Source organism: Hymenobacter sp. HDW8, assembly GCF_011305775.1.
Lineage (GTDB): Bacteria > Bacteroidota > Bacteroidia > Cytophagales > Hymenobacteraceae > Hymenobacter > Hymenobacter radiodurans.
Genome location: NZ_CP049907.1, coordinates 2,908,691 through 2,933,711, shown reverse-complemented (window position 1 = coordinate 2,933,711; position 25,021 = coordinate 2,908,691). Strand labels below are relative to the sequence as shown.

Annotated in this window: 20 protein-coding genes; 9 read left to right on the top strand and 11 right to left on the bottom strand. The window is 56.0% G+C overall.

The genetic code is table 11. The features are described 5' to 3' along the window. The first annotated feature begins 163 nt into the window (after positions 1–163). The 5 genes from thrA (at position 164) to G7064_RS12435 (ending at position 7,070) form a co-directional block, all read left to right on the top strand. Positions 164–2,611 (top strand): bifunctional aspartate kinase/homoserine dehydrogenase I, encoded by a 2,448-nt coding sequence (thrA, locus tag G7064_RS12455; RefSeq protein ID WP_166073831.1) that lies wholly within the window; start codon positions 164–166, stop codon positions 2,609–2,611. Positions 2,612–2,715: 104 nt separating this feature from the next. Continuing rightward, complete coding sequence (locus G7064_RS12450; RefSeq protein ID WP_166073830.1) at positions 2,716–3,645, top strand: homoserine kinase; 930 nt, start codon at positions 2,716–2,718, stop codon at positions 3,643–3,645. A gap of 60 nt (positions 3,646–3,705) precedes the next feature. Continuing rightward, entirely contained in the window at positions 3,706–4,998 is a 1,293-nt protein-coding gene (thrC, locus tag G7064_RS12445; protein ID WP_166073829.1) for a threonine synthase, read from the top strand. Between the two features lie 86 nt (positions 4,999–5,084). Next, positions 5,085–5,774 carry a DUF3365 domain-containing protein gene (locus G7064_RS12440; RefSeq protein WP_166073828.1) on the top strand — a complete coding sequence of 230 codons (690 nt, stop codon included), beginning with the start codon at positions 5,085–5,087 and terminating at the stop codon, positions 5,772–5,774. Positions 5,775–5,810: 36 nt separating this feature from the next. Beyond that, positions 5,811–7,070, top strand: coding sequence for a protoporphyrinogen/coproporphyrinogen oxidase (locus G7064_RS12435; RefSeq protein WP_166073827.1), 1,260 nt, complete (start codon positions 5,811–5,813; stop codon positions 7,068–7,070). A 124-nt stretch (positions 7,071–7,194) separates the two neighbouring features. Here the strand turns inward: G7064_RS12435 and G7064_RS12430 are convergent, their stop codons facing one another. Then, positions 7,195–10,224 carry a M16 family metallopeptidase gene (locus G7064_RS12430; RefSeq protein WP_240935476.1) on the bottom strand — a complete coding sequence of 1,010 codons (3,030 nt, stop codon included), beginning with the start codon at positions 10,222–10,224 and terminating at the stop codon, positions 7,195–7,197. Between the two features lie 315 nt (positions 10,225–10,539). Between G7064_RS12430 and G7064_RS12425 the strand changes: the two genes are divergently transcribed. Further along, a complete protein-coding gene (locus G7064_RS12425) occupies positions 10,540–10,962 on the top strand; it encodes a hypothetical protein (RefSeq protein WP_166073825.1) in 423 nt (140 codons plus the stop codon). 58 nt (positions 10,963–11,020) lie between these two features. On the opposite strand, the gene G7064_RS12420 is transcribed toward G7064_RS12425, so the two are convergent. From G7064_RS12420 to G7064_RS12390, 7 genes are all read right to left on the bottom strand, one after another. Continuing rightward, positions 11,021–12,064 carry a glycosyltransferase gene (locus G7064_RS12420; RefSeq protein ID WP_166073824.1) on the bottom strand — a complete coding sequence of 348 codons (1,044 nt, stop codon included), beginning with the start codon at positions 12,062–12,064 and terminating at the stop codon, positions 11,021–11,023. 309 nt (positions 12,065–12,373) lie between these two features. Continuing rightward, positions 12,374–13,792, bottom strand: coding sequence for an MFS transporter (locus G7064_RS12415; RefSeq protein ID WP_240935475.1), 1,419 nt, complete (start codon positions 13,790–13,792; stop codon positions 12,374–12,376). Positions 13,793–13,881: 89 nt separating this feature from the next. Further along, the gene (locus G7064_RS12410; protein ID WP_166073823.1) at positions 13,882–15,720 is read right to left on the bottom strand and encodes an alpha-amylase family protein; all 1,839 of its coding nucleotides are present in this window, start codon (positions 15,718–15,720) and stop codon (positions 13,882–13,884) included. Positions 15,721–15,836: 116 nt separating this feature from the next. Then, positions 15,837–16,544 carry an SDR family oxidoreductase gene (locus G7064_RS12405; protein WP_166073822.1) on the bottom strand — a complete coding sequence of 236 codons (708 nt, stop codon included), beginning with the start codon at positions 16,542–16,544 and terminating at the stop codon, positions 15,837–15,839. Between the two features lie 168 nt (positions 16,545–16,712). Further along, a complete protein-coding gene (locus G7064_RS12400) occupies positions 16,713–18,629 on the bottom strand; it encodes a glycoside hydrolase family 13 protein (RefSeq protein ID WP_166073821.1) in 1,917 nt (638 codons plus the stop codon). A gap of 156 nt (positions 18,630–18,785) precedes the next feature. Beyond that, positions 18,786–19,619, bottom strand: coding sequence for a hydrolase (locus G7064_RS12395; RefSeq protein WP_166073820.1), 834 nt, complete (start codon positions 19,617–19,619; stop codon positions 18,786–18,788). Continuing rightward, positions 19,562–20,227: a hypothetical protein gene (locus tag G7064_RS12390; protein WP_166073819.1), complete on the bottom strand. Its 666-nt coding sequence runs from the start codon at positions 20,225–20,227 to the stop codon at positions 19,562–19,564. The genes G7064_RS12395 and G7064_RS12390 overlap by 58 nt, the downstream gene beginning before the upstream one ends. 238 nt (positions 20,228–20,465) lie before the next feature. On the opposite strand from G7064_RS12390, the gene G7064_RS12385 reads away from it, so the two are divergent. The 3 genes from G7064_RS12385 (at position 20,466) to G7064_RS23035 (ending at position 22,715) form a co-directional block, all read left to right on the top strand. Continuing rightward, entirely contained in the window at positions 20,466–20,918 is a 453-nt protein-coding gene (locus G7064_RS12385; RefSeq protein ID WP_166073818.1) for a ferritin-like domain-containing protein, read from the top strand. A gap of 148 nt (positions 20,919–21,066) precedes the next feature. Next, positions 21,067–22,413, top strand: a complete 1,347-nt coding sequence (glgP, locus tag G7064_RS12380) for an alpha-glucan family phosphorylase (RefSeq protein ID WP_317172752.1) — start codon at positions 21,067–21,069, stop codon at positions 22,411–22,413. Then, on the top strand, positions 22,410–22,715 hold the full coding sequence (locus G7064_RS23035; RefSeq protein WP_317172751.1) for a hypothetical protein: 306 nt from the start codon (positions 22,410–22,412) through the stop codon (positions 22,713–22,715). The genes glgP and G7064_RS23035 overlap by 4 nt, the downstream gene beginning before the upstream one ends. 211 nt (positions 22,716–22,926) lie before the next feature. On the opposite strand, the gene G7064_RS12375 is transcribed toward G7064_RS23035, so the two are convergent. The 3 genes from G7064_RS12375 to G7064_RS12365 all read right to left on the bottom strand — a co-directional run bounded on the left by G7064_RS12375 (position 22,927) and on the right by G7064_RS12365 (position 24,955). Continuing rightward, positions 22,927–23,502 carry an arylesterase gene (locus G7064_RS12375; protein ID WP_166073817.1) on the bottom strand — a complete coding sequence of 192 codons (576 nt, stop codon included), beginning with the start codon at positions 23,500–23,502 and terminating at the stop codon, positions 22,927–22,929. A 76-nt stretch (positions 23,503–23,578) separates the two neighbouring features. Beyond that, the gene (locus G7064_RS12370; RefSeq protein ID WP_166073816.1) at positions 23,579–24,190 is read right to left on the bottom strand and encodes a TetR/AcrR family transcriptional regulator; all 612 of its coding nucleotides are present in this window, start codon (positions 24,188–24,190) and stop codon (positions 23,579–23,581) included. A 75-nt stretch (positions 24,191–24,265) separates the two neighbouring features. After that, positions 24,266–24,955: a carotenoid biosynthesis protein gene (locus G7064_RS12365; RefSeq protein ID WP_166073815.1), complete on the bottom strand. Its 690-nt coding sequence runs from the start codon at positions 24,953–24,955 to the stop codon at positions 24,266–24,268. Between the last annotated feature and the right edge of the window lie 66 nt (positions 24,956–25,021).

The window sequence follows — 25,021 nt, the reverse complement described above, 5'->3', positions numbered from 1 at the left end:
TTTTTTCGCGCCCACCTTTAGCTACACAACAGGTATTACAACCCGCTAGACGGGCTGCGATACCTCTCCTTTCCTTGATGTTCGCAGCCCGTCGCCGGCCGCTTCCTGACCCGAAGCCAAGCCGGTCCCGACGGGCTTTTTTGTGTCCTTTAGCTTCTGTCTTATGCAGGTTCTCAAATTTGGAGGTACGTCGGTGGCGACAGCGGCCAATCTTCAGCGCGTCGCGCAACTCGTCGAAAACGCAGCCCAGCAGACGGCTACGGTAGTAGTGGTATCGGCCCTTGGCGGCACCACGGATGCGCTGATTGAAGCCGGCCGCTTGGCCGCAGGGGGCTCGTCTCACTATCGCACGCAATTGCAGCGCCTAGAAGACCGACACTTGGGTGTGGTGCGGGATTTACTGCCTATTTCGGAGCAAAGCGCGGTGCTGAGTTTGGTCAAAACCCACTGCAATGAGCTAGACAGCATCTGCGACGGCATATTTGCTTTGGGAGAGCTGTCCGACCGCACGCTCGACCGGCTAATGAGTTTCGGCGAAATACTGTCGTCGCGGTTGTTGGCCGCTTACCTCAAAGCACAAGGCGTAGCTCACCTGTGGTACGACAGCCGGCAGCTTATCCGTACTGATTCGCGCCACGGTTTCGCTACCGTCGATAGGGAGACGACCAACCAGCAGATTCAGGCGTTTGTGGCGGCGCAGCCATGTCAGGTTTATATAGTGCCGGGCTTTATTGGCAGCGATGCGCAGGGCGTTACGACCACGCTGGGGCGCGGCGGCTCCGACTATACGGCTGCTATTTTTGCGGCTGCGCTAGCCGCGGAGCGCCTAGAAATCTGGACGGATGTGAGCGGCATGATGACCGCCGACCCGCGCCTAGTAACGCTGGCCCGACCTATCCCACGCATTTCCTATCAGGAAGCAATGGAGCTATCGCACTTCGGCGCCAAGGTATTATATCCACCTACCGTTCAGCCAGTAAGAAGCCAGGGCATTCCCCTCTGGATCAAGAACACTTTTGCCCCCCAGGATGAAGGCACGCTGGTAGAAGTGAATCCACCGGCGAATAAGGACGTGGTTCGGGGCCTGTCGAGCATTGCGCAGCTGGCTTTGCTGAATCTGGAAGGTAGCGGCATGGTGGGCATTCCGGGGTTCTCGCGGCGGCTGTTCGGGGCACTGGCCCAGCAGCGCATCAATGTGATTCTGATTACCCAAAGCTCCTCGGAGCATTCCATCTGCGTAGCGGTCCGAGCCGCCGATGCTGAACTGGCGCAAAAGGCTGTAGATGAAGAATTCACCGCTGAAAGAGCAACTGGCAAAGTAGAGCCGCTGCGCTGCGAAAACGACTTGGCTATTGTGGCTTTGGTGGGCGATAATATGCGCAATCACCCTGGTATCAGCGGGCGCATGTTTAGCGCATTGGGCCAGAATGGGGTGAATATCCGCGCTATTGCCCAAGGCTCGTCAGAACGTAACATCTCGGCCGTAATTCGGGCCACCGATGTGCGCAAGGCCATCAACGTGCTGCACGAGGCATTTTTTGAGGCTACTGCCAAGCAGGTAAACTTGTTTGTGGCGGGCGTAGGCAATGTGGGGGGCAAATTATTGGAACAGCTGGCGCGCCAACAGGAATGGCTGCGCGAAAAGCTGCGGCTAAACTTGCGCGTGGTAGGACTGGCTAACAGCCAGCGCTTTGTATTAACCGAAAACGGCGGCATTGAACTCGACGGCTGGCAGACGGCACTGGAGCAAGGGCAGCCGCTTGATTTATCGGAGCTCGTTCGGCAGCTGCACGAGCTTAATTTGCGCAACACGGTTTTTGTTGATGTGACAGCCAGTGCCGATGTAGCGCAGATCTACGCTGCGCTACTGGAGAAAAGTGTGGCGGTGGTGGCCTGCAATAAGGTAGCTTGCTCTTCCGACTATGTGAGTTACGCTCACCTTAAAGAGTTAGCGCGGGAGTTCAACGCAGAATTCCTGTTTGAAACGAATGTGGGCGCAGGCTTGCCTATTATTGGCTCGCTCAACGATCTGCTACGCAGCGGCGACGAGGTGCGGAGCATTGAAGCGGTACTATCCGGCACGCTCAACTTCGTTTTCAACCATTATGATGGCACCGTTCCCTTTGCTGATGTCGTTCGGCAAGCGCAGGCCGAAGGCTACACAGAGCCCGACCCGCGCCTCGACCTCAGCGGCACCGACGTAGCCCGCAAAATCCTGATTTTGGCCCGGGAAGCCGGCCAGGAAATGGAGCTGACCGATATTCACAACGAGTCATTCTTGCCGGCTTCCTGCTTGGAAGGCGATGTAGAGGCTTTTTACCAGCAGCTGGCCGTACACGAAGCTCATTTCCGTGGCCTGTATGATACGGCAGCGGCCCAAGGCCAGCGGCTGAAGTTCGTGGCGCGCTACGCCGATGGGCAGGCCAGCGTTGGTTTGCAGGGCGTGGCGCCGGGCCATGATTTTTACGTGTTGCAGGGCAAAGACAATGCGGTGCTGTTCTTCACCAATCGATATTCGGAGCAGCCGCTGGTGGTGAAAGGGGCCGGAGCGGGCGCTGATGTCACGGCCTCAGGTGTTTTCGCCGATATTATTCGGGCCGCACGGGCGTAGCGACGCATACTGGTGTCTTGCCTCAGCCTGATTGCGCTTGCCCTCTTCTATTCCCCAACTTTCGCAACGATTGAGATGCGTATTCGCACCTCTACCCTTTTATTATGCCTAGTTCTGATTTTCTGACGCTGTATTCGCCGGCTACGGTTGCTAATATGGTATGTGGGTTCGACATACTGGGCTTCGCCCTGGAAGCGCCTTACGATACCATGCACATGCGCCTCACCGACCAGCCGGGCGTAGTAATTACGCATGAGGACGACTTCCAGCTCCCCACCGATCCCGCGCGCAATGTGGCTGGGGCCGCCTTGCTGGCCTTGCTGAAAGCAGCGCCAGCGGGCACGGGCTTCGAGGTGCGCATCAATAAAGCTATTCTGCCGGGCAGTGGCATTGGGAGTAGCGCGGCCAGCGCGGCCGGGGCCGTAGTAGGCGCCAATAAGTTGCTGGGGGGAATTTTTTCGCAGCAGGAGCTGGTTCGCTTCGCCATGTTTGGGGAAGAAGTGGCCTCCGGTGCCCAGCACGCCGATAATATTGCGCCGGCTATCTATGGCGGCGTCACGCTTATTCGTGCTATGGAGCCGCTGGATGTAGTGCCGCTGTCGGCGCCTCCGCTGCACGTGACGGTCGTGCACCCGCAGATTGAGGTGCGCACCGCCGACGCCCGCCAGATGCTTAAGCAGCAGGTTTCGCTGAAATCTGCTATCCACCAGTGGGCCAACGTGGCTGGATTGGTAGCCGGACTTTTAAAGGCCGATTACCAGCTGATTGGCCGCTCACTGGAGGATGTAATCGTTGAGCCGGTCCGCAGTATTCTGATTCCGGGGTTCGCGGCCGTGAAGTCGTGTAGCTTGGAAGCGGGGGCTTTGGGCGGTGGCATTTCGGGCTCTGGGCCATCTATTTTTATGTTGAGTGAAGACGAAGCCACGGCCCAGGCAGTGGCCAGCGCTATGCGGGTGGTATATGAAAAGCTGAGCGTTGATTTTCATATCCACGTCAGCACCATTAACTCAGCTGGTGTGCGCTTTAAGCAATAGTCTGGCCGGTCCAATGTGCGGTTTCAGAGCCGTCACCGACGATTAAATTCCTCTTCGTTTATGCGCTACTATAGCCTCAATAAGCAAGCTCCGTCCGTTGATTTTCAGGCGGCTACCATTGCCGGCCAGGCCCCCGACGGCGGCTTATATTTTCCGGAGCAGGTTCCAAAGTTCTCGCCCGATTTGCTTAACAACCTCAAAACGATGCCGCGGGCGGAGGTGGCATTTGAAGTTATTCGGCCGTATGTGGGAAACACCATTCCAGCTGATGTGCTGCGCACTATCTGCGCGGAAACCGTGGATTTCGAGTTCCCGCTGGTACGCGTAACAGAGCGGATAGCCGCGCTGGAGCTGTTTCATGGCCCGACGCTGGCTTTTAAGGATGTGGGCGCGCGGTTTATGAGCCGCTGCCTTGGCTACTTTTCGCGGCAGCAAAAAGCGACCATTACGGTGCTGGTGGCAACTTCCGGCGACACGGGCGGGGCCGTAGCCGACGGATTTTTGGGCGTAGAAGGCGTAGAAGTCGTTATTCTGTATCCCTCGGGCAAAGTAAGTGCCTTGCAGGAGTTGCAGTTGACTACGCTGGGCCAGAACATCACGGCGCTGGAAGTGCGCGGTAACTTCGACGACTGCCAGCGCCTCGTGAAGCAGGCTTTCCTCGACCCTGCAGTAGCCGCGCACCGACAGCTCACCTCGGCCAATTCCATCAATGTGGCCCGCTGGCTGCCTCAGCAGTTTTATTACTGCTACGCCCTGCAACAATGGACGCAAAAAAGCCCCCCGGTGGTGGCGGTGCCCAGCGGCAACTTTGGTAACATCTGCGCTGGCCTGCTCGCCCACGCGTCGGGGTTACCTATCGGGCACTTTGTGGCGGCTTGCAACGCCAATTCAGCCGTGGCTGACTACTTGCGCACGGGCACTTTTACCGCCCGCACGGCTGTCGTCACGCTTTCTAACGCAATGGACGTAGGTAACCCCAGCAACTTCGGCCGCATCCTGGAATTGTTTGGGCAAAGCCACCCGGATATCAGTCAGCTGGTGAGTGGGGCTATTATTTCCGACGAGCAGACGAAAGAAACCATCCAACGCGTGTATCAGGAAGCGGGCTATTTGCTGGATCCTCACGGCGCAGTTGCGTTGAAGGCACTAGAAGATTATCTCACTGACCACCCTACTGACCAAGGCATTTTCCTGGAAACCGCGCACCCAGTGAAGTTTCCGGAAGTAGTAAAGCCCGTTATTGGAGCCGTAGTGCCGGTACCAACCGCAGTGCAAGGCCTGCTGAGCCGGACTAAGCGCAGTATCCTACTAGAGCCGGAGTACGCTGCTTTGCAGGAGTTTTTGCTCCGATGAAATTGTTGGCGAAACCTGGAGGTGGGGTAGCAGGTAGTTAGTACGCTGGTTATCCTTTCTTTGCTGTGCCGACTTACTCTTTCCTCATGCGCTATAGTTTCCGCCCGCTTGCCGGGGCTTTTCTGCTTCTTTCCACCCTGCTGAGCGCTTGTAGCGCCGATCAGATAGAGCACATCAAAGACGGGAAGAAGATCGCCATCAAGCTGGAAAACATGGCGGTAAAGCGCATTATGCCCGCCGATCTGCTCCGCGCCACGCGCTGGGCTGGCGACTCGCTCACCAGCCACGCCGACCGCGAATTGCGCCGCGTACTGGCCGAAAAGCTAGCCAGCGGCGGTGTAGCGGCGGCTCTCCCCTACTGCCGCCCCGAAACATTTGCTTCCGTCGATTCGCTGGCGAAGGTACTTGAGGCCGCACCGCGCCGCCTGAGCCAGCAGGCGCGCAACCCGCAGAACCAAGCAAATTTGCCCCCCAGCCAGCTTCGGCCGGATACTACGCGCCTCGTGAGCAGATTAAACACGGAGCAGTTTAGCTACCAGCGCCCCCTCATCCTCAACGACCAGCAGTGCCTACGCTGCCACGGCACAGTAGGCAAGGATATTAGCGCCGCCGATTACGCTCTGATTAAGCAGCGGTATCCGGCGGATAAGTCCACGGGGTTTCGGCTGGGCGAGCCGATGGGCGTGTGGCAGGTGCAGCTGCAGCGGACGGGCGTAGCGGAGCACTACACCATGAGAACGCGCAAGATTATGAAGCCGCGCCCGAAGCTGTTTTAGCCAAATTTGCCCCCCAGTCTTCCTTTTCAACAACCTATGTCTACTACTGCCCCTGTTATCATTGTTGGAGCTGGCTTGGCTGGCTTGGCTTGCGCTAATTACCTACACCGCGCCGGCCGGCCGGTGCTAGTGCTGGATGGAGCCGATGCCGTGGGGGGCCGGGTACGCACCGATGTCACGCCTGAAGGCTTCCGGCTCGATCGGGGCTTTCAGGTGCTGCTCACCCGCTACCCGGAAGTAGAACGACTTCTCGACTATGGCGCGGCCGACTTAAGAGCTTTCCGTTCTGGGGCCGTAATTCGCCTGGCCGATGGTAGCGAAACAACCCTGCAAAACCCCTTACAGAAGCCCTTCGCAGCTTTTTCAGCCCTAACGTCGCCTATCGGGTCACTCACCGATAAGCTGCGGATTGTGCAGCTAGCCCTCGATGTGCGCGCCCAAACGAGCCAGCAGCTATTAGCGCGTCCCGCCACCGACACGCTCACCTTTCTGCGGCGCTATGGCTGGAGCGAGCAAATCATTGACACCTTTTTCCGGCCCTTTTTCGGCGGCGTGTTCCTCGACCGCTCTCTGAGCACGGCTAGTAATTTCTTTGAGTTTGTCTTTCAACAGTTCGTCATTGGCGAAGCCGTGGTACCGGCCCTGGGCATTCAGCAAATCCCCGAGCAGTTAGCGGGTCGCCTGCCCGCGGGCAGTGTGCGGCTGAATACTCTGGTGGAAGCCGTGGGGGGCAATTTTGTGCAACTCAGCAATGGCGACACGCTGGAAGCAAGCGCCGTAGTGGTAGCCACCGACGGCGAGGCGGCCACCCACCTTTTGCCCCCCAGCCCGCACGCCGCCCCAACAGTAGCCTGGCGGCGCACCACCTGCACCTACTTCGCGGCCAACCGCTCCCCCGGCCGCGGCGACGGCTTACTCCGCCTAAACGCTACCTCCAATTCCTTGGCGCACAACGTTAGCTTCCCCAGTGATATAGCACCCGAAATTGCCCCCCAAGGACGCACGCTGGTATCGGTAAGCACCCATGGCGAGCATGGCCTCGACGAGCAAGCTCTCACCGAGCGTTTACGCCAGGAACTCACGGCCTGGTTTGGTTCGGAAGCAGCTCAGTGGCAGCATTTACGCACTTATCACATTCCGTACGCGCTACCGGTTTACGCGGCCGGTCAGGCGCCCCAGCAGGAGTTGCGGGTAGCTGATGGCTTGTACCGTTGTGGCGATTACGCGGCTTATCCTTCGCAGAATGCGGCGCTGGCTACGGGCCGCCAGGTGGCCGAGCTGTTGTTGGCAGGCTAGTAGCCATTCTATAAACAAAGACGTTCGCTAAGGAATAGCAACCAGGTAAACGACGCTGTCTCATTCAAATAAAAAGCCCGGCTCCATGCGGAACCGGGCTTTTCTGTAGGAAGCAAGGGTCAGCTTATTTCGCTTTCTCGCTCTTCTCTTTGATTTTCATCTTTTTGCCGTCTTCTTTCATTTTCCGCTTGGCCTTTTTATCCGTGGCCGGCGCCGCTTCGGGCGCCGCCGCCGCCGGGGCCACGACGTTGTAGGAAGCGGACATGTCGGCTTTGACGGGGTTGCCATCCAGGTCCAACTCGATGACTTCGTAGCCCAGCTTCTGCAACTCGGGCAGCTGCTGCTTGTCGCCGGTCACCACCAGCACCATGCTTTCTAGGGGCAGGTACTTCGCGGCACTAGCCTTCACATCTTCCTTCGTGAAGTTTTGTAGGATCTCCGTCTGCTTCTTCAGGTAATCCGGCGTCAGGTCGTACTCCAATAAACGACCCAGGAAGGCAGCTTTCTGCTGGCCAGTCTCATAGAGACGCGCATCGCTCTGGCCCACCGACGACTTAAGGAACGCCAACTCTTCATCCGTCACCCCATTCTTGCGATACGAGTCGATTTCCTTGACAAACTCTTTCACCGACGCAGCCGTAGCATCGGCCCGCACGCCCGCGCTAGCCGTAAAGGGCCCAGCGTAGCGACTGCCGGAGTAACCCGAGCGGGCCCCATAGGTGTAGCCTTTGTCCTCGCGCAAGTTCAGGTTGATGCGCGAGTTGAAAGCGCCCCCCAGAATATAGTTAGACAAATACGCCTTGTAGTAGTCGCCGGTGGCGTCGTAAGGCAAAGCCAGGTAGCCAATACGGATTTCCGATTGCGCGGCCCCGTCCTTATTCACAAAGTAGAGCTTGGTCTTGTCTGGCTTGGCAGCCACGGTCATGGCCGGTAGCGCTACCTCCTTGCGGCTCCAATTCTCTAAGAAACCCAACTTCGGCATGAGTACTTTTTGGTCTACGTCGCCGACGGCCACCAAATGCGAGATGTTGGGAGCGTAGTTTTTCGCATAAAATTGCTTGACGTCCTCCAGCGTAATATTCTGCACCGAGTTCTGCGTACCGCTGGTCGGGATGCTCATGATATCATCTGCGCCATAGAGCAAGCGGCTGTAGGTCTTGTCGGCGATGACCACGGGCTGCGTGTTCTGGTTGGCAATGCCTTCCAGCGTTTGCTTCTTGATGCGCGCAAAGTCGGCCGCGTCAAAGCGCGGACGCATCAAGCGCTCCTCCACCAAGGCCATCGTCTGGTCCAGGTTTTTGGTCAACGATTGCACATACACCGTCGTGTTGTCGGCGCCGGCGCTTACTTGCACCGTGCTGCCTAGGCGGTCGAGGGCGGCACTAAATTCCTCCCCGGTGTACTTCTGCGAGCCTTCGTTCAGCATAGCGGCCGTGAGCGAGGCGATGCCGGCTTTGGTGCGGTCAGCTTGCTCTAAGCGGTGGCCGCCGCGAATGGTGAGCAGCATCGTCACCGACGGGATTTCCGTGTTGCGGGTGCCCATCACGCGCAAGCCATTCTTGAATTGCTCCTGCCATACGGCCGGCACCTGTACCACTGGGTTCGCGCCACCTTTCGGCTGCTGGCTGCGGTCAAACGTGTCCTTGGCCTTCACGTAAGTCAGGCCTTTGTAGATGTCAGCCGGAGCTTTGTAGCCTTCTTTCGAGATAGTATAGTTGTCGGCCTTCGCGAGCAGGTTAGGCGCTGTTTTCGGCACCACACTCAGAACTACCGCTTTTTTGCCCTTGATATACTGATTATACACGCGCACTACATCGGCTTTGGTTAGGGCGCGCAATTGCTTCAGCTCTTCCGGCAAGCGGTTGGGGTTGCCGGTGTAGGTTTGGTAAGCGGCCAGCTGCGATACTTTGCCGCTCACGCTGGCCAGGCTATTGATTCTGTCAGCCTCACTACTTGACTTAAAGCGCTGCACTTGCTCATCCGTGACACCAGTTTTCTCAAACTCGGCCAGCGTTTGCCGCACCAATACTTCCATGCTGTCTAGGCCTTTGCCCGGAAAGCTCAGGGCCGTAATGCCAAACTCGCCAGCCAATTCCGAAGAACGGTTAGAAACCGAAGCTTGTACGGCTTTCTGGCTCTTTACTAAGTTCTTGTACAGCAAGGAGTTTTTGCCCTGGCCCATAATTTCGGCCAACGCATCGAGGGCTACCTCATCGGGATGGTACTGCGGGACGGTCGGAAACACCATTTGCAGCATGGGAAAGCGCACGTTGTCTTGGTAGCTCACGTAGCGGTCGGCCGTCAGCTTGGGGGCGGGTAGCTTCATGTTCTCCACGGCCGGACCGCGGCCGATAGAGCCGAAATACTTCTCCACCAACTTCACTACCTCGGCCGGCTTCACGTCGCCACCCACCGTGATTGTAGCGTTGTTGGGGCCGTACCAGCGCAGGAAGAAGTTCTTCAGGTCGTTTACGTCCGACCGGTCCAGGTCTTCCAGGTAGCCAATGGTCATCCAGGAGTAAGGGTGACCGTAAGGGTATAGGTTTTTGGATACGTTCTCGCCAGCTAAGCCGTAGGGGCGGTTATCGTAATTCTGACCGCGCTCGTTTTTCACGGTCGAGCGCTGCACCTCAAACTTTTGCTGCGTTACCGCGTCGAGTAGGAAACCCATCCGGTCGGCTTCCAGCCACAGGGCCGTTTCAAGCTGATTGCTGGGTACGGTTTCGTAGTAGTTCGTGCGGTCGCGGTTGGTGGAGCCGTTGAGCGTGCCGCCCACCGATGTTACGGTTTTAAAGTGCTGTTCGTCGGCCACGTTGTCCGAGCCCTGGAACATCATGTGCTCGAAGAAGTGAGCAAAACCCGACTTGCCGATTTCTTCCCGCCCCGAACCTACGTGATACGTTACGTCCACGTGTACCAGCGGGTCGCTGTGGTCTTCGTGCACGAGTAAGGTGAGGCCGTTGGGCAACAGGTATTTCTCGTAAGGAATAACCAGCTCGGTGCCTTTGCGAGTTACTTTTTCCACCAACTTGGTGCCCCCGGGTGCGGGCGCTGGCTTGGTGGTTTTCTTAGGAGCTGGGGTTTGTTGCGCCACCACTGGATTCATCGCCAGTGTGAGGCCCAAGCCCAGCAGCCAAAATGATTTTGGGGTCATAAAAAGTACTTTACTACTGCGTGTGAGAAAAAGGAAGGGTGAGCAAAGACACAGTACCATACCCTTAGGACGCACGTGCTTAGACTTAAGATTACCAGTTTTTTACCATAATCCCGAAATCAGACTGGTCTGGGGGGCTTTTCGCACGCAATCTTCCAGAGTCTAAAGCTTATTTCTGCTGTTCTGACTAAGCTTATCCAGCAAAAGTCAGAGCAGAAGCGCTCCTGTTAGAAGATCATAATCTTTTGAGGGCGTATAGCTGTTAAGACCCAACAAGCGCGGATATGCCGGTATCTTCGCAGGCTATTTGGCGCTATGCTCTCCCTCGACCTCGACTTTCTACGTCTTTCTTATCGGCCCGATTTACAACTGCTTTTTCTGCGTTGGACGCGGCCCGTATCTACAGCCGAGCATCAGCAGGGATACACGGCCGCACTGCATCTGGCGCGTTCGGCTGGTGCGGGGCAATGGCTGATCGATTTGCGCAGCCGCGGACTGGCATCGGCCGAAGATTTTGCCTGGGTTTTAACTGATTTTCGGACCCGAATGGGTGCCGCACTGCCGCATGTTTCGCGGCGTATTGCTTACCTAGTCACGCCTTATCATAGCGAGCTTATCCGGGAACGCCTGGCTTTGCTGGAGCCAACTTATCCGGTGGCCGTACAGCAAGGCGCGGCCATTCAGGTGTTTACCGAAGAGCAGCCCGCGCAGCAGTGGCTGCATATGGGCGGCGCCTAATTTGCCCCCCAACGCTGTTTTTAACTTTATACTCAGCGCTACTCAATTACAATAAGGCCTAGCCTTCCGCCCAGCGGTAGCGCCGCTCTTTCCACTGAATGTAGCTCGGCCATAGCGTATAGCTCAGCACAGCCACCGACATCACCGATAGATACACCTCGTAGAGCAGCAGCACCGCCAAGGTTTCGCGGCGCCCGACTTGGCGTAGTGTGATGTGCAGGAATACTGTCTGCAAGGCTAGCTTGGCGCTGAATATACTGAGCACGACCGCAGGAGTAAACAAGCCAGGCCAGTACAGCACCATATAAAATAGGCCGTACAAGCTAAATAAAACGGAGAGTTGCCAGGGTAGGCGCGTAGCGCCTTTCATCCAGCGCTTACGCTGACGCAGCAAATGCATCACCGTCGGTTGGGGCACCGATACGCCCAGCGTGCGCCGATCCATGAGGTTGCGGTAGCCCCATCCTTGGGCCACAATCTGGGCAAACAACTGCAAGTCTTCGGTAATGCTGAACGCCAGCGCCTCGTAGCCCCCAATCGATTCGTACGCTTCGCGGGTGACGAGCATGTTGTTGCCCACTGCGGTTACGGGCTGGCCCATCTCGGTGAGCAAGCGGATAATATTCAAGCCAAACAGCCAGTCGAGGCCCTGCAAGCGACCGAATAAGCTGCCATCGGCCGTGGTGGCGCCCGTCACGACGCCCACGCCAGCAGGAGCCGCCGCCAGCATCGTCTGAACCCAATCCGGCGCCAGCGCCATATCGGCATCCGTAATCAGGAAAATATCCGCTGTGGCAGCCCGACTCAGGTGAGCCAACACGTTACTTTTACCTTTGGCCGTACCCAGCCGGTGCCGAATGGGCATCAGCTTGAACTGCGGTTTATCTGCAATGAAGCGCTGCACAACGCCCATGGTATTATCCGTGGAAGCATCGTCGCCAATCAGGATTTCGAGCTGTTCGGGTGGGTAGTTGAGGCGGGTGAGGGAGGTGAGGCAGCGCTCAATAGTTGCTTCTTCGTTGCGGGCCGCAATTAGAATACTCACTTTCGGCCGCTCTGCACTCGGTGGCGCAATGGGTTGTATGCGAAGTACGCGGAGCAAAATGAGCGCACATAAAGCGAAGAACAACCCAAAGAAAACCCAAGCAATAACCATAAACCACCCTTTTTAATGCAACGGGCCGCGCTCAACTGCGCAGGGCAGGAATGCGGCCGTATAACTTAAAAGAATACGGTCATCTTTGGGGTTAGCGTTGCTGCGTAAATGCTGATTTTAAAGCCTGATATTCACGTACTAATACGGAGCCGCACATCAGATTGTACTGCTTCGATTAGCTCAACTTCATAAAAAAGCCCCCAGCATGCGTAAAGCGGTGCTGGGGGGCTTTTTTATGAAGTTGAGCAGACGCTTTTACAAACGCGGATCTGTTTCCACTGGGGCGTCGTAAGCGGGAGTACCCAATACAACGGGCTCTTTAGCCGGAATACGGACGTCATCGGCATCATCCACGCGCAGGGTGAGCAGGCCGGAGATAATCATGGAAACGCCCCCCAGAATGAGGGTGTAGACGGATTCGCCGTCAAACACATTCTTGGTGAAAAACCCCAGAATCAGGCCGGCTACCACCTGCGGAATCACAATAAAGAAGTTGAACACACCCATATAATAGCCCATTTTGTTGGCCGGCAGCGCACCGGCCAGCATGGCGTAAGGCACCGACAAAATGCTGGCCCACGCCACCCCTACTCCCAGCATGGAGAGCAGCAGCATATTCGGGTCCTGAATGAAATAGATTGAAATCAGCCCCACTCCGCCGGCTACCAGGCACAGCATATGCGTGAAGCGGCGGCTGGTAGCGCGAGCAAGGTAAGGAAGCAACAGGGCCGCAATGGCCGATACGCCATTATACACGGCGAAGCAAATGCCCACCCAGTCGGCGCCTTCGTTGTAGAGTTTGGAAGTGGCATCGGTGGTGCCGTAGATGTGGCTGGTAACGGCGGGCGTGGTATAAATCCACATGGAAAACAAAGCCAGCCAGGAGAAAAACTGCACCAGCGCCAGCTGACGCATAGTTTTGGGCATGGCAAAAATGCCCGCGAAGGACTCCCGCACGCCATTGAAAAAGCCAGCGTTGCGTCGTTTTTCCTCCTCAAACTCCGCCATATTTTCGGGCGGATACTCCCGCGTACGCAGCACCGTCCAGAGCACAGCCAGAAAAAATGCCGCCCCGCCCATATAAAACGCATACTTCACCGACTGCGGAATCTGGCCGGCGGGGGCAGTATTCGGTACGTCAAACCAATTGGTAAACATCCATGGTAAGGACGAGGCCACCACGGCTCCGACGCCGATAAAAAAGGTTTGAGCCGCAAAACCAGTCGTGCGCTGCTCCGAAGGAAGCAAGTCGCCAACCAGGGCGCGGAAGGGCTCCATGCTAATATTGATGCTGGAGTCCATTATCCAGAGCATACCAGCGGCCATCCACAGGGCAGTTACGTTGGGCATGGCCAGCAGCGCCAGCGAGGCCAAAACGGCCCCTATCAGGAAGAATGGCCGCCGACGGCCCCAGCGTGGGCTCCAGGTGCGATCGGAGAGGTAGCCAATAATGGGCTGCACCAGCATGCCCGTAACGGGCGCGGCCAGCCACAGAAAAGCAATGTTGTCGGCGTCGGCCCCCATCGTCTCGAAGATGCGGCTTACGTTGGCATTCTGAAGCGCAAAGCCAAACTGAATGCCCAGAAAGCCGAAGCTCATATTCCAGATTTGCCAGAAGCTCAGGCGGGGCTTTTCGCGGGCACTAGCGGTGGCTACAACGGGGCTGCTTGCCATGATGGGTGGGAATTGTGGTGGGGCGTATTAGTTAGTTCAGAAACTCCTAGTTCTCCTTTCTTTGTCCTCATGACAAAGGAGAGATATTGCTACTGCTTGGACTTAATCTCAAACACATAGGCGCTGAGCGGGGCCAAAGTCAGGTACAGATTGTCGGTTGGAGGAGCTTCGTTGAGCAAGTCGGTGTAGGTAAATTGCTGTTGCGTATTCAGGCCCATGGCAGCCATCGCTTCTTTCGGAATGATGATGGTGGGCTGCATGGTTTTGTCGCGACTGAAGTTAACTACAATCAGTAGTTTCTGCTTGTCGGTGTAGCGCAGGAAGCTGTAGGCCTGCTTTTGGTCGTACTCTTTGCTGAGGTTGTTAGCATCCTGCAACTCATAAAACTTACCGCGCCGAATGGCGTCGGAGGTGGCCGTGAGGTTGAGCAGGCGCGAGTAGAACGCACGCAGCTGGCGCTGCTCGGCGCTGAGGCGGCCGCCGTCGAACTTGCCGCCGTTCATCCATTTCTGGTGCTCCGGCACGCCCCAATAGTCGAATATGGTGGTGCGGCCATCCTCGCTGCTGAAGCCCTCCGCGCCCCGGCCCGGCTCGCCCACTTCCTGCCCCGAGTAAATCATGACGGGCCCTGTGGCCAGCGTGGCGGATACCGTCATGGCCGGAATGGCCGTGCGGGGGTCGGTGGCAAAGTCGCGGGAGGCGATGCGCTGCTCGTCGTGGTTTTCCAGAAAGCGCAGCATATGAGAGCTGAAGCCGCGGCTTTCTTCTTTCCAGACTTTGGTGATGTCGTCGGTGTTGCCTTCGCCGCGCATCAGGCGACGCAAGCCGTCGTAGAGGCCTACCTTATCATAGAGGAAGTCGAACTTTCCCTGGGCGATGTACTGCTTGTATACTTTCGGGTCGTAGGCTTCGGCGATGAAAACCAGATCGGGCTTCACCTTTTTTACCTCCGGAATTACCCAGGCCCAGAACTCGATGGGCACCATTTCGGCCATATCGCACCGGAAGCCGTCTACATCCTTTTTCGCCCAGAAAATCAGGATGTCGCGCATCTTCTTCCATGTATCGGGCACGGGCTCGAAGTAGCCTTTCCGGCCATTCTGATAATCGACGCCGTAGTTGAGCTTAATGGTCTCGAACCAGTCGTCGACGCTAGGCGTGGCCGAAAACACGTCGTTACCAGTGACCTTGGCCGGATTCTCAGCGAACTTCTTGTCTTCTTTCGGTCCCGCTGCCGCGCCTAGCGGATTGTAGGAAGCAGGCACAACCAATGGTTTGCCGGGCAGGTAATAGAAGTTATTCTGGGGGGCGAATCCTTTCGTTTTATCGTCTTTTTCGCCCAGGTCTACCACGCCCGCCGGCTTCGCATCCGACTTATACGTGCGGGCTACGTGGTTGGGAATGAAGTCGATAATGAGCTTGAGCTTGTTGTCATGGGTGCGCTTCACCAGGGCTTCGAACTCCTTCATCCGGTTTTTCACGTCCACGGCCAGATCGGGGTCCACGTCGTAGTAGTCCTTGATGGCGTAGGGCGAGCCGGCCCGGCCTTTTACCACGTCAGCGTCGTCGAGCGGGATGCCGAACTTGGTGAAATCGGACATGGTAGCATGCTCGATAACGCCCGTGTACCACACGTGCGAAACACCCATTTCGCGAATTGCCTGAAGCGCGGGCGCCGTGATGTCATTGAATTTACCAGTGCCGTTTTCGGCGCTGGTGCCGTAGGGCTTGTTCACGGTCTTCTTATTGCCGAACAAGCGGGGCAGTAACTGGTAGATAACGAGCTTGTTATCCTGAGGAGTTTCGTCGGTGGTATTGGGGTCAGGCAGCGTAGTAGTATCGTTCACGGAAATGGAAGATGTCGAAGGAGAAAGCTGGAACGCGGCTAATGCCAGCGCGCAAGCGGCAATAGGTAGAAGTTTGTGCATAGGGAGGCAAGATAGGAAGATAGATAGTTGATGCTATATAAAGTTGAGAAGCCCAGCCCTTGTAGCAGGACACGCAGCCGCTATCCAATCAAATTATTCCTCAGACTATTAAGCGTTTAGTAATCCTGAGTGAGGGGGTGGAGCATGAGCTCATCGACCACTACATGGGGCGGCGCTTCCAGGATGTAGCGTACCGCCTGGGCTACATCGATGGGCCGGAGGTGGGTTTTCTCAGCTTCAGGTCCGCCGGGCTGAGAACCATTGAAATACGTATCGACCAGCCCCGGATAGACGGTGCTTACCTTAACGCCATGCGGACGCATTTCCTTGCGTAGGGCGCTGAGCACGGCATCCTGAGCGTATTTGCTGGCGCCATACGCCGCGCCCGTGACAAAGGTGCGCTTTGAGACATCGGAGGCGATGCCTACAATATGCCCGTGGCCTTGCAGCTTAAAGTGAGGCGCGGCCGCTTTGCACACCAGAAAAGTACCCTTCACATTTACGCTGAAGATGCGGTCCCATTCAGCAGCATCCACGTCTTCGAGCAGGTCGAAGCTGCCGACGCCCGCGTTACAGATAATCATATCGAGGCGGCCGTAGTGGCGCAGGGCCACTTCCACGATGTTCTGGGCGTCGTCCTCATCCGATATGTCGGCGGGCACGGCCAGGCCGTTGATTTTGTGGGCGACATCCAGCAGATCGTCGGCGGAGCGGGCCACGCACACCACTTTTGCCCCCTGCATGGCCAGCAGCAACGCAATAGCCCGGCCGATGCCCCGGCTGGCCCCCGTGACGATGGCAACTTTATCGGTGAGGTCGGTCATATCGTTCTGTTAGGTTTAGCTCGCAGAAGGCGCCTGAGACAAAGGCTATTATTGTAACCTCTTGACCTTTCGCAATATGGGAGTTTCAAGATACAGATCATTAAGCTATATTCTTAGCTATCAATCATATAAATCTTAGCGTCCTCTGCGGGCTAAAAACATCAGAACTTACCGCTTCAGCTCCAGCACCCAAGCCGTCTGGGCCGGAATACGCAGTGTCTTCAAGTCCGGTATAGTAGCCCCCGAAACCACGTTGGTTGCGGAGGTAAAACCGGTCAGGCGCTCGGCAAAACGCCCCCCAGCCACGGTTTTATCCTGCTTGTTGGCGTTCATCATCACCATGATTGTTTCGCCCTTGTCGTTGTAGCGGAAGTAGGTGTACACGCCATCTTCGGGGATGTAGTGCATGAGCTTACCGCTGTGCAAAGCTGGGTGGGCCTTACGGTAGTTGGCCAGCTTGCTTACCAGCGTAAACACCTCCTGCTCAGGCGCTGTGCGGCCGGCGGCCGTGAATTTATTCACATTATCCCCCGGAAAGCCCCCCGGAAAGTCGGCGCGCACGAGGCCGTCGGGGTTGGAGAAGTTTTTCATCAGAATCTCGGTCCCGTAGTACAGCTGCGGAATGCCGCGACAGGTAAGCAGCCAGGTCAGAGCCATTTTCTGCTTGCTCACGTCTTCGCCCAGCACCGAAAAGATCCGGCTCAGGTCGTGGTTGTCGAGAAAGACCACATTGCGGTTCGGATTCTCATACAGCCAGTCGCTTTGGAGCGTGTAGTAGATCTTGGAAATGCCCTCCGACCAGCCCGGCTCCTTGTTCAGCGCATCCTGAATGGCATAATACAGCATGAAGTCAGTGACGCCGTTCAGGTTGCTCTTGAAGCCATTGACGGCCGGAAAAGCATTGCGCGACCAGTAGGCCTGCTGGGCTACGCCTTCGGCGGCTTGCACCCAGGTTTCGCCAAACATGCCCAGCTGCGGGTACTCGTCCTGAATGGCTTTGCCCCATTTCATTAGAAAGCCAGGCTCCGAATACGGATACGTGTCGATGCGGTAGCCGTCGAGGCCAGTATACTCTACCCACCACAGAAAATTCTGAATGAGGTAGGTGGCCACCAGCGGGTTTTCCTGGGCCGGATCGGGCATGGTGGTGTCAAACCAGGTGGTATTGAACAGCTTGCGGTCCTCGGCCGACGCGTAGGGGTCGTTCACGGTACCGTCGCGGTAGTTGCCCTTGGTGAAAGTGGGCCACTGATGAAACCAGTCTTTGGCCGGCTGATCTAGGTAGAGGTAGTTTTTGCTGCCCATGTGGTTGAGCACCACATCGTGAATCACCTTCAGGCCGTTGCGGTGGGCATTGCGCACGAAGCTTACGTAGTCTTCATTGGTGCCGTAGCGGGGGTCCACGGCGTAGTAGTCGGTGAGGGCATAGCCGTGGTAGCTGGCCTTGGGCATGTCATTCTCGACGATTGGGGTGGGCCAGATAGCGGTGACACCCAGCTCTTTGAGGTAGCCAAAGTGGTCTTCAATGCCTTTTATGTCGCCCCCGTGACGGGCGTACATGGAGTCGCGCGACACACGGTTTACCATGGTGCCTTTGATCACATCATTCTTCGGGTCGCCGTTGGCAAAGCGGTCGGGCATGAGCAGGTACACGAAGTCGGCGCTGGTGACGCCCTGTACCTTGGTTTTGTCGTAGGGCGTGGTGCGCTGCCGCAGTTCATACTCGTATTTTATCTTTCGCTCACCGTCAAATTCCAGTGGCAGCTTACCCGGCTTAGCGTTGGCGTTTATGGTCAGATTAACAAGCAGATAGTTCGGACTCTCCAGCTTTTGTATCCCGTCCAGGGTCACACCGTCGTACTTCAAGCTGACTTTGCTGGAGCTTATTTTTGGGCCATACACCAGCAATTGAAGCTTTGGATTTTTCATGCCTACCCACCAAAACGTGGGGTCGATGCGGGTGATGGGGCCGGCTTTTTTCTTCGATGCCGTAGTAGACGCTACTTCGGGCGCAGCCACGGCAACAGCGGAGGTAGACGCCAGCAAACCGGACGCGAGCAGAAGCAAAAGGCGCAAGAATTTCATAGGGTTGGTGGGGATGGGAGTAAGTAGGGGAGCAAGGTAAGCACATTCGGAAAAGCACTCTACTATCAACTGGATTGCGTGTGAGCATTATGAAGTTAAGAAAAAAGCCCCCCAACCTAGACTGGGGGGCTTTTTTCAGCAATGTAAAGCGAGGAGCTACTGTAGTTTAGCCAACCACAGCGAGGCATTCATGTGCAGGCGCGAGTGGCTCGCGTTTTCGGTCCAGCCGTAGTACACAGTGTTGCCGGGCGAGCCGGTGCCGTCGTCGGCCGGGGATGAGTCGCCAACGATAACCACGCGGCCGGTACCAAAGGTGCTGCTGGCGGCCATTGCCAGGTTGTTACCCTGAGTGGAGTTAGTGCGCCAGATGAGGCCCTGCACCGTCGAGTTAGCGGTAGGGTTGAGCGTCATACTAGCGCCATTATGGAAGGAAAGCTGACTAACCGCGCCTTGCGAACCATTCAGGATAGGATTGGTGCTGGATACGCGCACGTTGCGGCTGTCTTCAGAAAAGTTATCGAGGTTCACTTTGAAGCCGAAGGGGTTGGCCTGCACCGAGTTGTTGGCCATCAGATCGTTCCAGATGTCGGGCGAGTCGTAGCCGTCGTTGTTGCGGTCGGAGATATCGTGGTCGGAAATCATGAACAATCCGCCGCCGTTTTGTACGAAGCGTACAATGGCCGTTTTCTCAGCCGCCGTGAACAGAACGTTGGGCTCATCGACTACGAAAACGCTGTAATTAGCTAAGTCCTGCGGGTTGGAAGTGTTGCCGTAGGTAAGCGCCGCGCCAACTGGCAGTTGCTCTACTTGGTGGCCGAGTTTGGCCAAAGCCACACCCCAAGCCGAAATAGCGCCGGTCCAGTAGGTTTCGGGAGTGGTGCTGGTGATACCGCTTTGGGCCGGCGAGGGGAAGCGCACGGCCACGCCGTTTTCTACGTCGAGTACCCAGTCAGCATTGCCGGCCAGCTCGCCGTGCGAGCCGTCAAACAAGAACTTTTTGCCCCCGTGGTCGGGGGCGGCGTGGTTGTGGTGCCGTACTGCTCCACGGCAATGTTGTCGAAGTTGATACGGAAGGTGCCGCCCGATACTTTCCGGATTTGCAGGCGCACATTGCCGCTTTGGTTTACGGCAAACGTGGCCGTTTGCAGCGCAGCACTGCTGGTAGTGATAGTCGAGCCTACTTTGGTGTAAGCGCCACTGTTTACGGATACCCACAACTCCCAAGTGCTGGTACCATCAGTGCCGTACTTAGCGTGGCTGATGCTCACGGCGCCGGCGCCGGTGGTGGCGTTGAAGTTCATGGTAAGCGAACCGACATTACGTACTCGCGCCGATTGAGCGCCGCTTTTGGCATCGGCGGCGGTGTTACCGATGAGCGCGTCGTTCAGCGTCCAGGAACCCGAGCCGAGCGTGACGGAGCCAGTGGTGTAGGCGGTTTTGGTGCCCGTCTCGAAGGTTTCGGGGAAGCCGGCCGAGTTAACGTCTTGCGACGTGCTGGTAGTCGTGAGGGTAGAAGCTTGTGGGTTAAGGTCTTCTACTTTGGCGCAGGCTACGGATAAGGCCAGCAGCGCGGCAGTGAGTACGCGTGATAGTTTCATAGACGGGGATAAGGATGGGAAAGAAGAGCTATCGGGTAAAAGTACCGGTTTAGTTTAGGGCTGAGTGTAATGCCATAATTATGTTTTAGTTACTAAATCCTATTTATGAGTTAGTTATGCTTCGCTCATTAGGCAATAACTACCCTTAAAACGCCAACCCTTTCTATGCTTCATCGTTTGCTATTTCTACCTGATTCATCAGGCATTACTCTATTCTTTACCCTTACTACTCAACACTATGGCTACCGAAACGAACAACAGCATCGACACTTTGCAAGAACTGCTGCTCTTTGTAAATGACCGGATTGAGGGCTACAAAAGAGCGGTGGAGGAAACCAAAGACCACGAGCTGCAAGGCTACTACAAGCAGCTCGTTAGTCAGAGCCAGCAATTCTCGAAGGATTTGAATGGCCACCTGCGCAAGCTGGGCGGCGAGCCCGAAACCGGCACCACGCTCAAAGGCAAATTTTACCGCGGCTGGATGGATGCCAAAGCCCTCATCACGGGCTCCGACGAGAAAGCCATTCTGGGCTCCAACGTGTACGGTGAAGAATGGGCCCTCAAAGCCTACCAAGATGCCCTCGACGACAAAACCCTGCCTGCTGCCATCCGTACGGCGGTGGAGCGTCAACTGCATATTTCCGAAAAGACCTACAAAAAGCTCAAGAAGCTAGAGCACAGCCATTCGTAACTACTTTCATCCTCCCGATCCTGCTTTACAGCGGGAGCCGAACATTTGATTCGGCTCCCGCTTTTTTTGAAACGAAATGCTGACCTTGGCCGCCGCAAAGGCCGAGCTTGGCCCGCCCCCTACCTTTTCATTCCGATTTTCCCCTTTTATGGCATTCAAATTCAACCCGTACACGCCCGCTCCAGAATTTGCCCCCCAGGCCGCGTATTTCTCCATGGAATTTGCCCTGGATCAAGCGCTCAAAACGTACTCCGGTGGCCTCGGCTTCCTGGCTGGCTCGCACATGCGCTCAGCTTATGAGCTCAAGCAAAACCTCGTTGGTATCGGTATTCTATGGTCGTTCGGCTACTACGACCAAGGTCGCAACGAGGACCAAACCATGCGCGCCGACTTCCGCCAGAAGCATTACACATTTCTGGAAGACACCGGCCTCGTGTTCCCCATCATCATTCACGATGTAGAGGTGAAAGTGAAGGCCATGTATTTGGCCCCCGATACCTTCGGCACGGCTCCCATGTTCTTCCTTACCACCGATATTCCGGAGAACGACTTTATCTCGCGCACCATTTCCCACCACCTCTACGACGCCGATACGGCCGCCCGCGTAGCGCAGTCCATTCTGCTGGGTGTGGGCGGTGGCAAGTTGCTGGATGAGCTAGGCGTGAAAGTTGACACTTACCACCTCAACGAAGGTCACGGTCTGCCGCTGGCTTTTTACCTCTACGATAAGCACGGCCGCAAGCTGGAGGAAGTACAGAAGCGCTTGGTATTCACCACGCACACGCCGGAGCTGGCCGGCAACGAGGAGCACGACATGAAGCTGCTCGCCAAGATGAGCTTTTTCGGTAGCGTTTCCGCCGACGAAGTAACCCGCGTGGCCGGCGTTGAAAACGACCGCCTGAACTATACGCTTACGGCCCTGCGCTTCTCGCGCAAAGCCAACGCCGTATCAAAAGTGCACGGGATTGTGGCTAACCAGATGTGGGGCGAAAATGCGGGTATCTGCCCCATTATTCCCATCACAAACTCCCAGAATGGCACCTATTGGCGCGACAAGCAGCTTCACGAAGCTTTGGAAGCCAACGATGATACGGCACTGAAAGCCCGCAAGCGTGAGCTGAAAAAGCAGCTATTCGACATTGTAGCCGACCAAACCGGCACCCTGCTCGACCCCGATGCGCTGACCGTAGTGTGGGCCCGGCGCTTTGCCGGCTACAAGCGCGCCGATCTGATTCTGCGTCGCTTTGAGCGCTTTAAGGAGTTGGTTTCCAATTCTGATCGGCCGGTACAGGTGATTTGGGCCGGCAAGCCGTATCCGAAGGACTACGGCGCCATCAACCTCTTCAACGATATTATCCGGCAAACCCGTCCGCTCAAAACCTGCGCGGTGCTTACGGGCTATGAGCTGGGCTTATCAGCGGCCATGAAGAAAGGCTCGGATATCTGGCTGAACACCCCCGCTTCCCGCGTGAGGCATCAGGTACCAGCGGCATGACGGCCGCCATGAACGCCAGCGCCAGCCTGAGCATCGCCGACGGCTGGATCCCAGAGTTTGTGCGCCACGGCGAAAACGGCTTTCTCATCCCTCACGCCGACCTCAATCGCCACGAAAGCGAAAAGGATGACTTTGAGGCCGACAGCCTGCTGACGGTATTGGAAAACGAGATAGTGCCCCTCTACTACGACCAGCCCGAAAAATTCCTGGACGTCGTAAAAACCGGCATGCGCGAAGTAGAGCCAGAGTTCGAATCGAACCGCATGGCCACCGAGTACTACGACTTGATGTACAAAGCGTAATCAATCCTTAATCAAAACACAAAAAAGCCCCCAGATACTGTCTGGGGGGCTTTTTTGTGTTTTTAAACGAATTCACTTACATGAAAGCAACCGTCATGCAGAGCAGAGCGAAGCATCTCGCGTGTTTATTGAGAGTAGTAATCTAGCATCAGCACGCGAGATGCTTCGCTCTGCTCTGCATGACAAACGATTTTATCTTTCAATCAGCAGTTCAGACTAGAACTGTTTGTAGAACAGCCCACACATTGTTCACCAGAATTTTATGCCCTTCGGCGTTGGGATGCACGCCGTCCGGCAGATTCAGGGCGCGCACGCCAAGCACATTTTGCAGCAAAAACGGCACGAAGGCCACGCTGTTTTTGTCGGCCAGCGTGCGGAAAGACGCCTTGAATTCAGCGGCGTAGCGGCCGTACTGGTGGCTACCAAAGGCGCTTAAGTCGAAGGGAAACTCTAGCCCCACCAGTACAATCTTGGCCACCGGATACTTGAGTTTGACTTGGTCAATGATTTCCTGCAAATTCTGGGTGGTTTCGCGAACCGGAATGCCACGCAGGCCATCGTTTGCGCCCAACGCCAACACAAATACATCGACAGGCTGCCGGGCCAATACACTGGCTACGCGGTGCCGGCCGCCGGCCGTGGTATCACCGCTTATACCATAGTTCAGGGCTTTATAAGGCAGCTTCAGCGCGTCGAGGCGCTGCTGAATGAGGGCGGGAAAAGCTTCGTTGGCTCGTAGTTGGTAGCCAGCCGTGAGGCTATCACCGAAGAAGATAATGTTCTGCATACAAGCGGGTTAAGCCATACGGTGAGTTTTATCCTCTGCGTTATTGCCACTGCGTGCTAGTGGCTGGGGGGCTTTTTTAAAGCTTAGCAAAGTGCGACGATACCAGGCGTAGCCCCGAATCGGTGCATAGCCCCCGCATATAGTAGAAGAACCCGCTCCGCATTACTTCGGCGCGGCTGTATTGGTCGGGGGGGAAAAGCTCATGGTTTAAAGCCATATTCAGCATCTCCATTAATATCTTGGTTACCAGCCCAATATCAATATCGTGACGCAGCTGCTGATGAAGTACTCCTTCCTGGATAAGGTCTCGGATCATCAGAAAGCCGTAATTTTTTAAATGGTCCTGCATCATATTCCAGGCTCTGGGATGCAGATGCTGAATCTCGAGCAAGGAATTGCCCGACACCTTACTGATCTCATTATAGCCGTGCGTACACACTGCCAATAGACGCTCGATGGGCGTCGAGAAATTAGCGAACAATTCCTGGTGCTCTTGCTTTTGCCGCTCCAAATCGTAGGCCATGGCTTGCACGACTAAGTCGTTCTTGTCGCGAAACATGCCATAAAAAGTAGCTGGGGCTACGTGCAGGGCTTCTATTAGCTCGCTTTCCGATAATCGATTGACGCCGTAGCGAGCAAAGACTAGCTGAGCTTCTTTCAGCAGGTTACTCTTAAAAGTCTGTAACATACTATAGCTACAGGAAAAGCGCGCCAAGTGCTTGCCTTCCTCAGTTAACAAGATGATTTCTAACTTTTTATCCTTCTATTTCACCAGCCCTAATCCGAAGAAGAATAGCAATTGCAATAGGTACACAAAGGGCACTAGTGCATTACGTTTGGTGAACTCTGTGCGGTTGAAATAAATCTGTAAAATAAACGAAATGATAAACCAGCCCTTGAAATTGAGTAGGGGAATCAGGTCGTATTGCCATCGCCAGAAATCCAGCGGGCCGGCCATAGGCTCAATACAGGCATCGAGGCCCACCATGAGCAGGGCCGCTACTACCGCCCGCCCAATACTGGGCAGGGGGAGGTAACGGGCCAGTATACCTGTGCAATAGGTTAGTATCCACCAGTTTACCCCAATCAGCAGCGGCACACCTAACACCTTTATACCCAGCGTATCGCCGTAGGTATACTGCCCAAATATGTAGCCCGTATTGATGCCCACTACTTCAATAAAGAAGCCGGTCACCATTACCACCAGGCTAAACCAGATAAAGGTGGGGCTATGGTCGGGGTGAAAAGCCAGCAGCAATGCCGCCGTCAGCAGCAAGTTGAGGGGCGTGAATTGCAGGAAGAAGCTGGGATCTTGGGAAAGCGCCAAGCCCAGAAAGCCCGTAACGTGAAACAGGAGCAGAATGCCCTGGGCTATGCGCAAACGACGTTGCCCCGGATCGGTGCCCGTAGGCGGCGCGATGGGCAAGCTTTGCGTGGATTCGGAAAAAGACACAGAGGAGAAAATTAGCAATTAAAACCTAATAGCGGCAATTGGCAGACATAGGTTGTTTATCAGAGG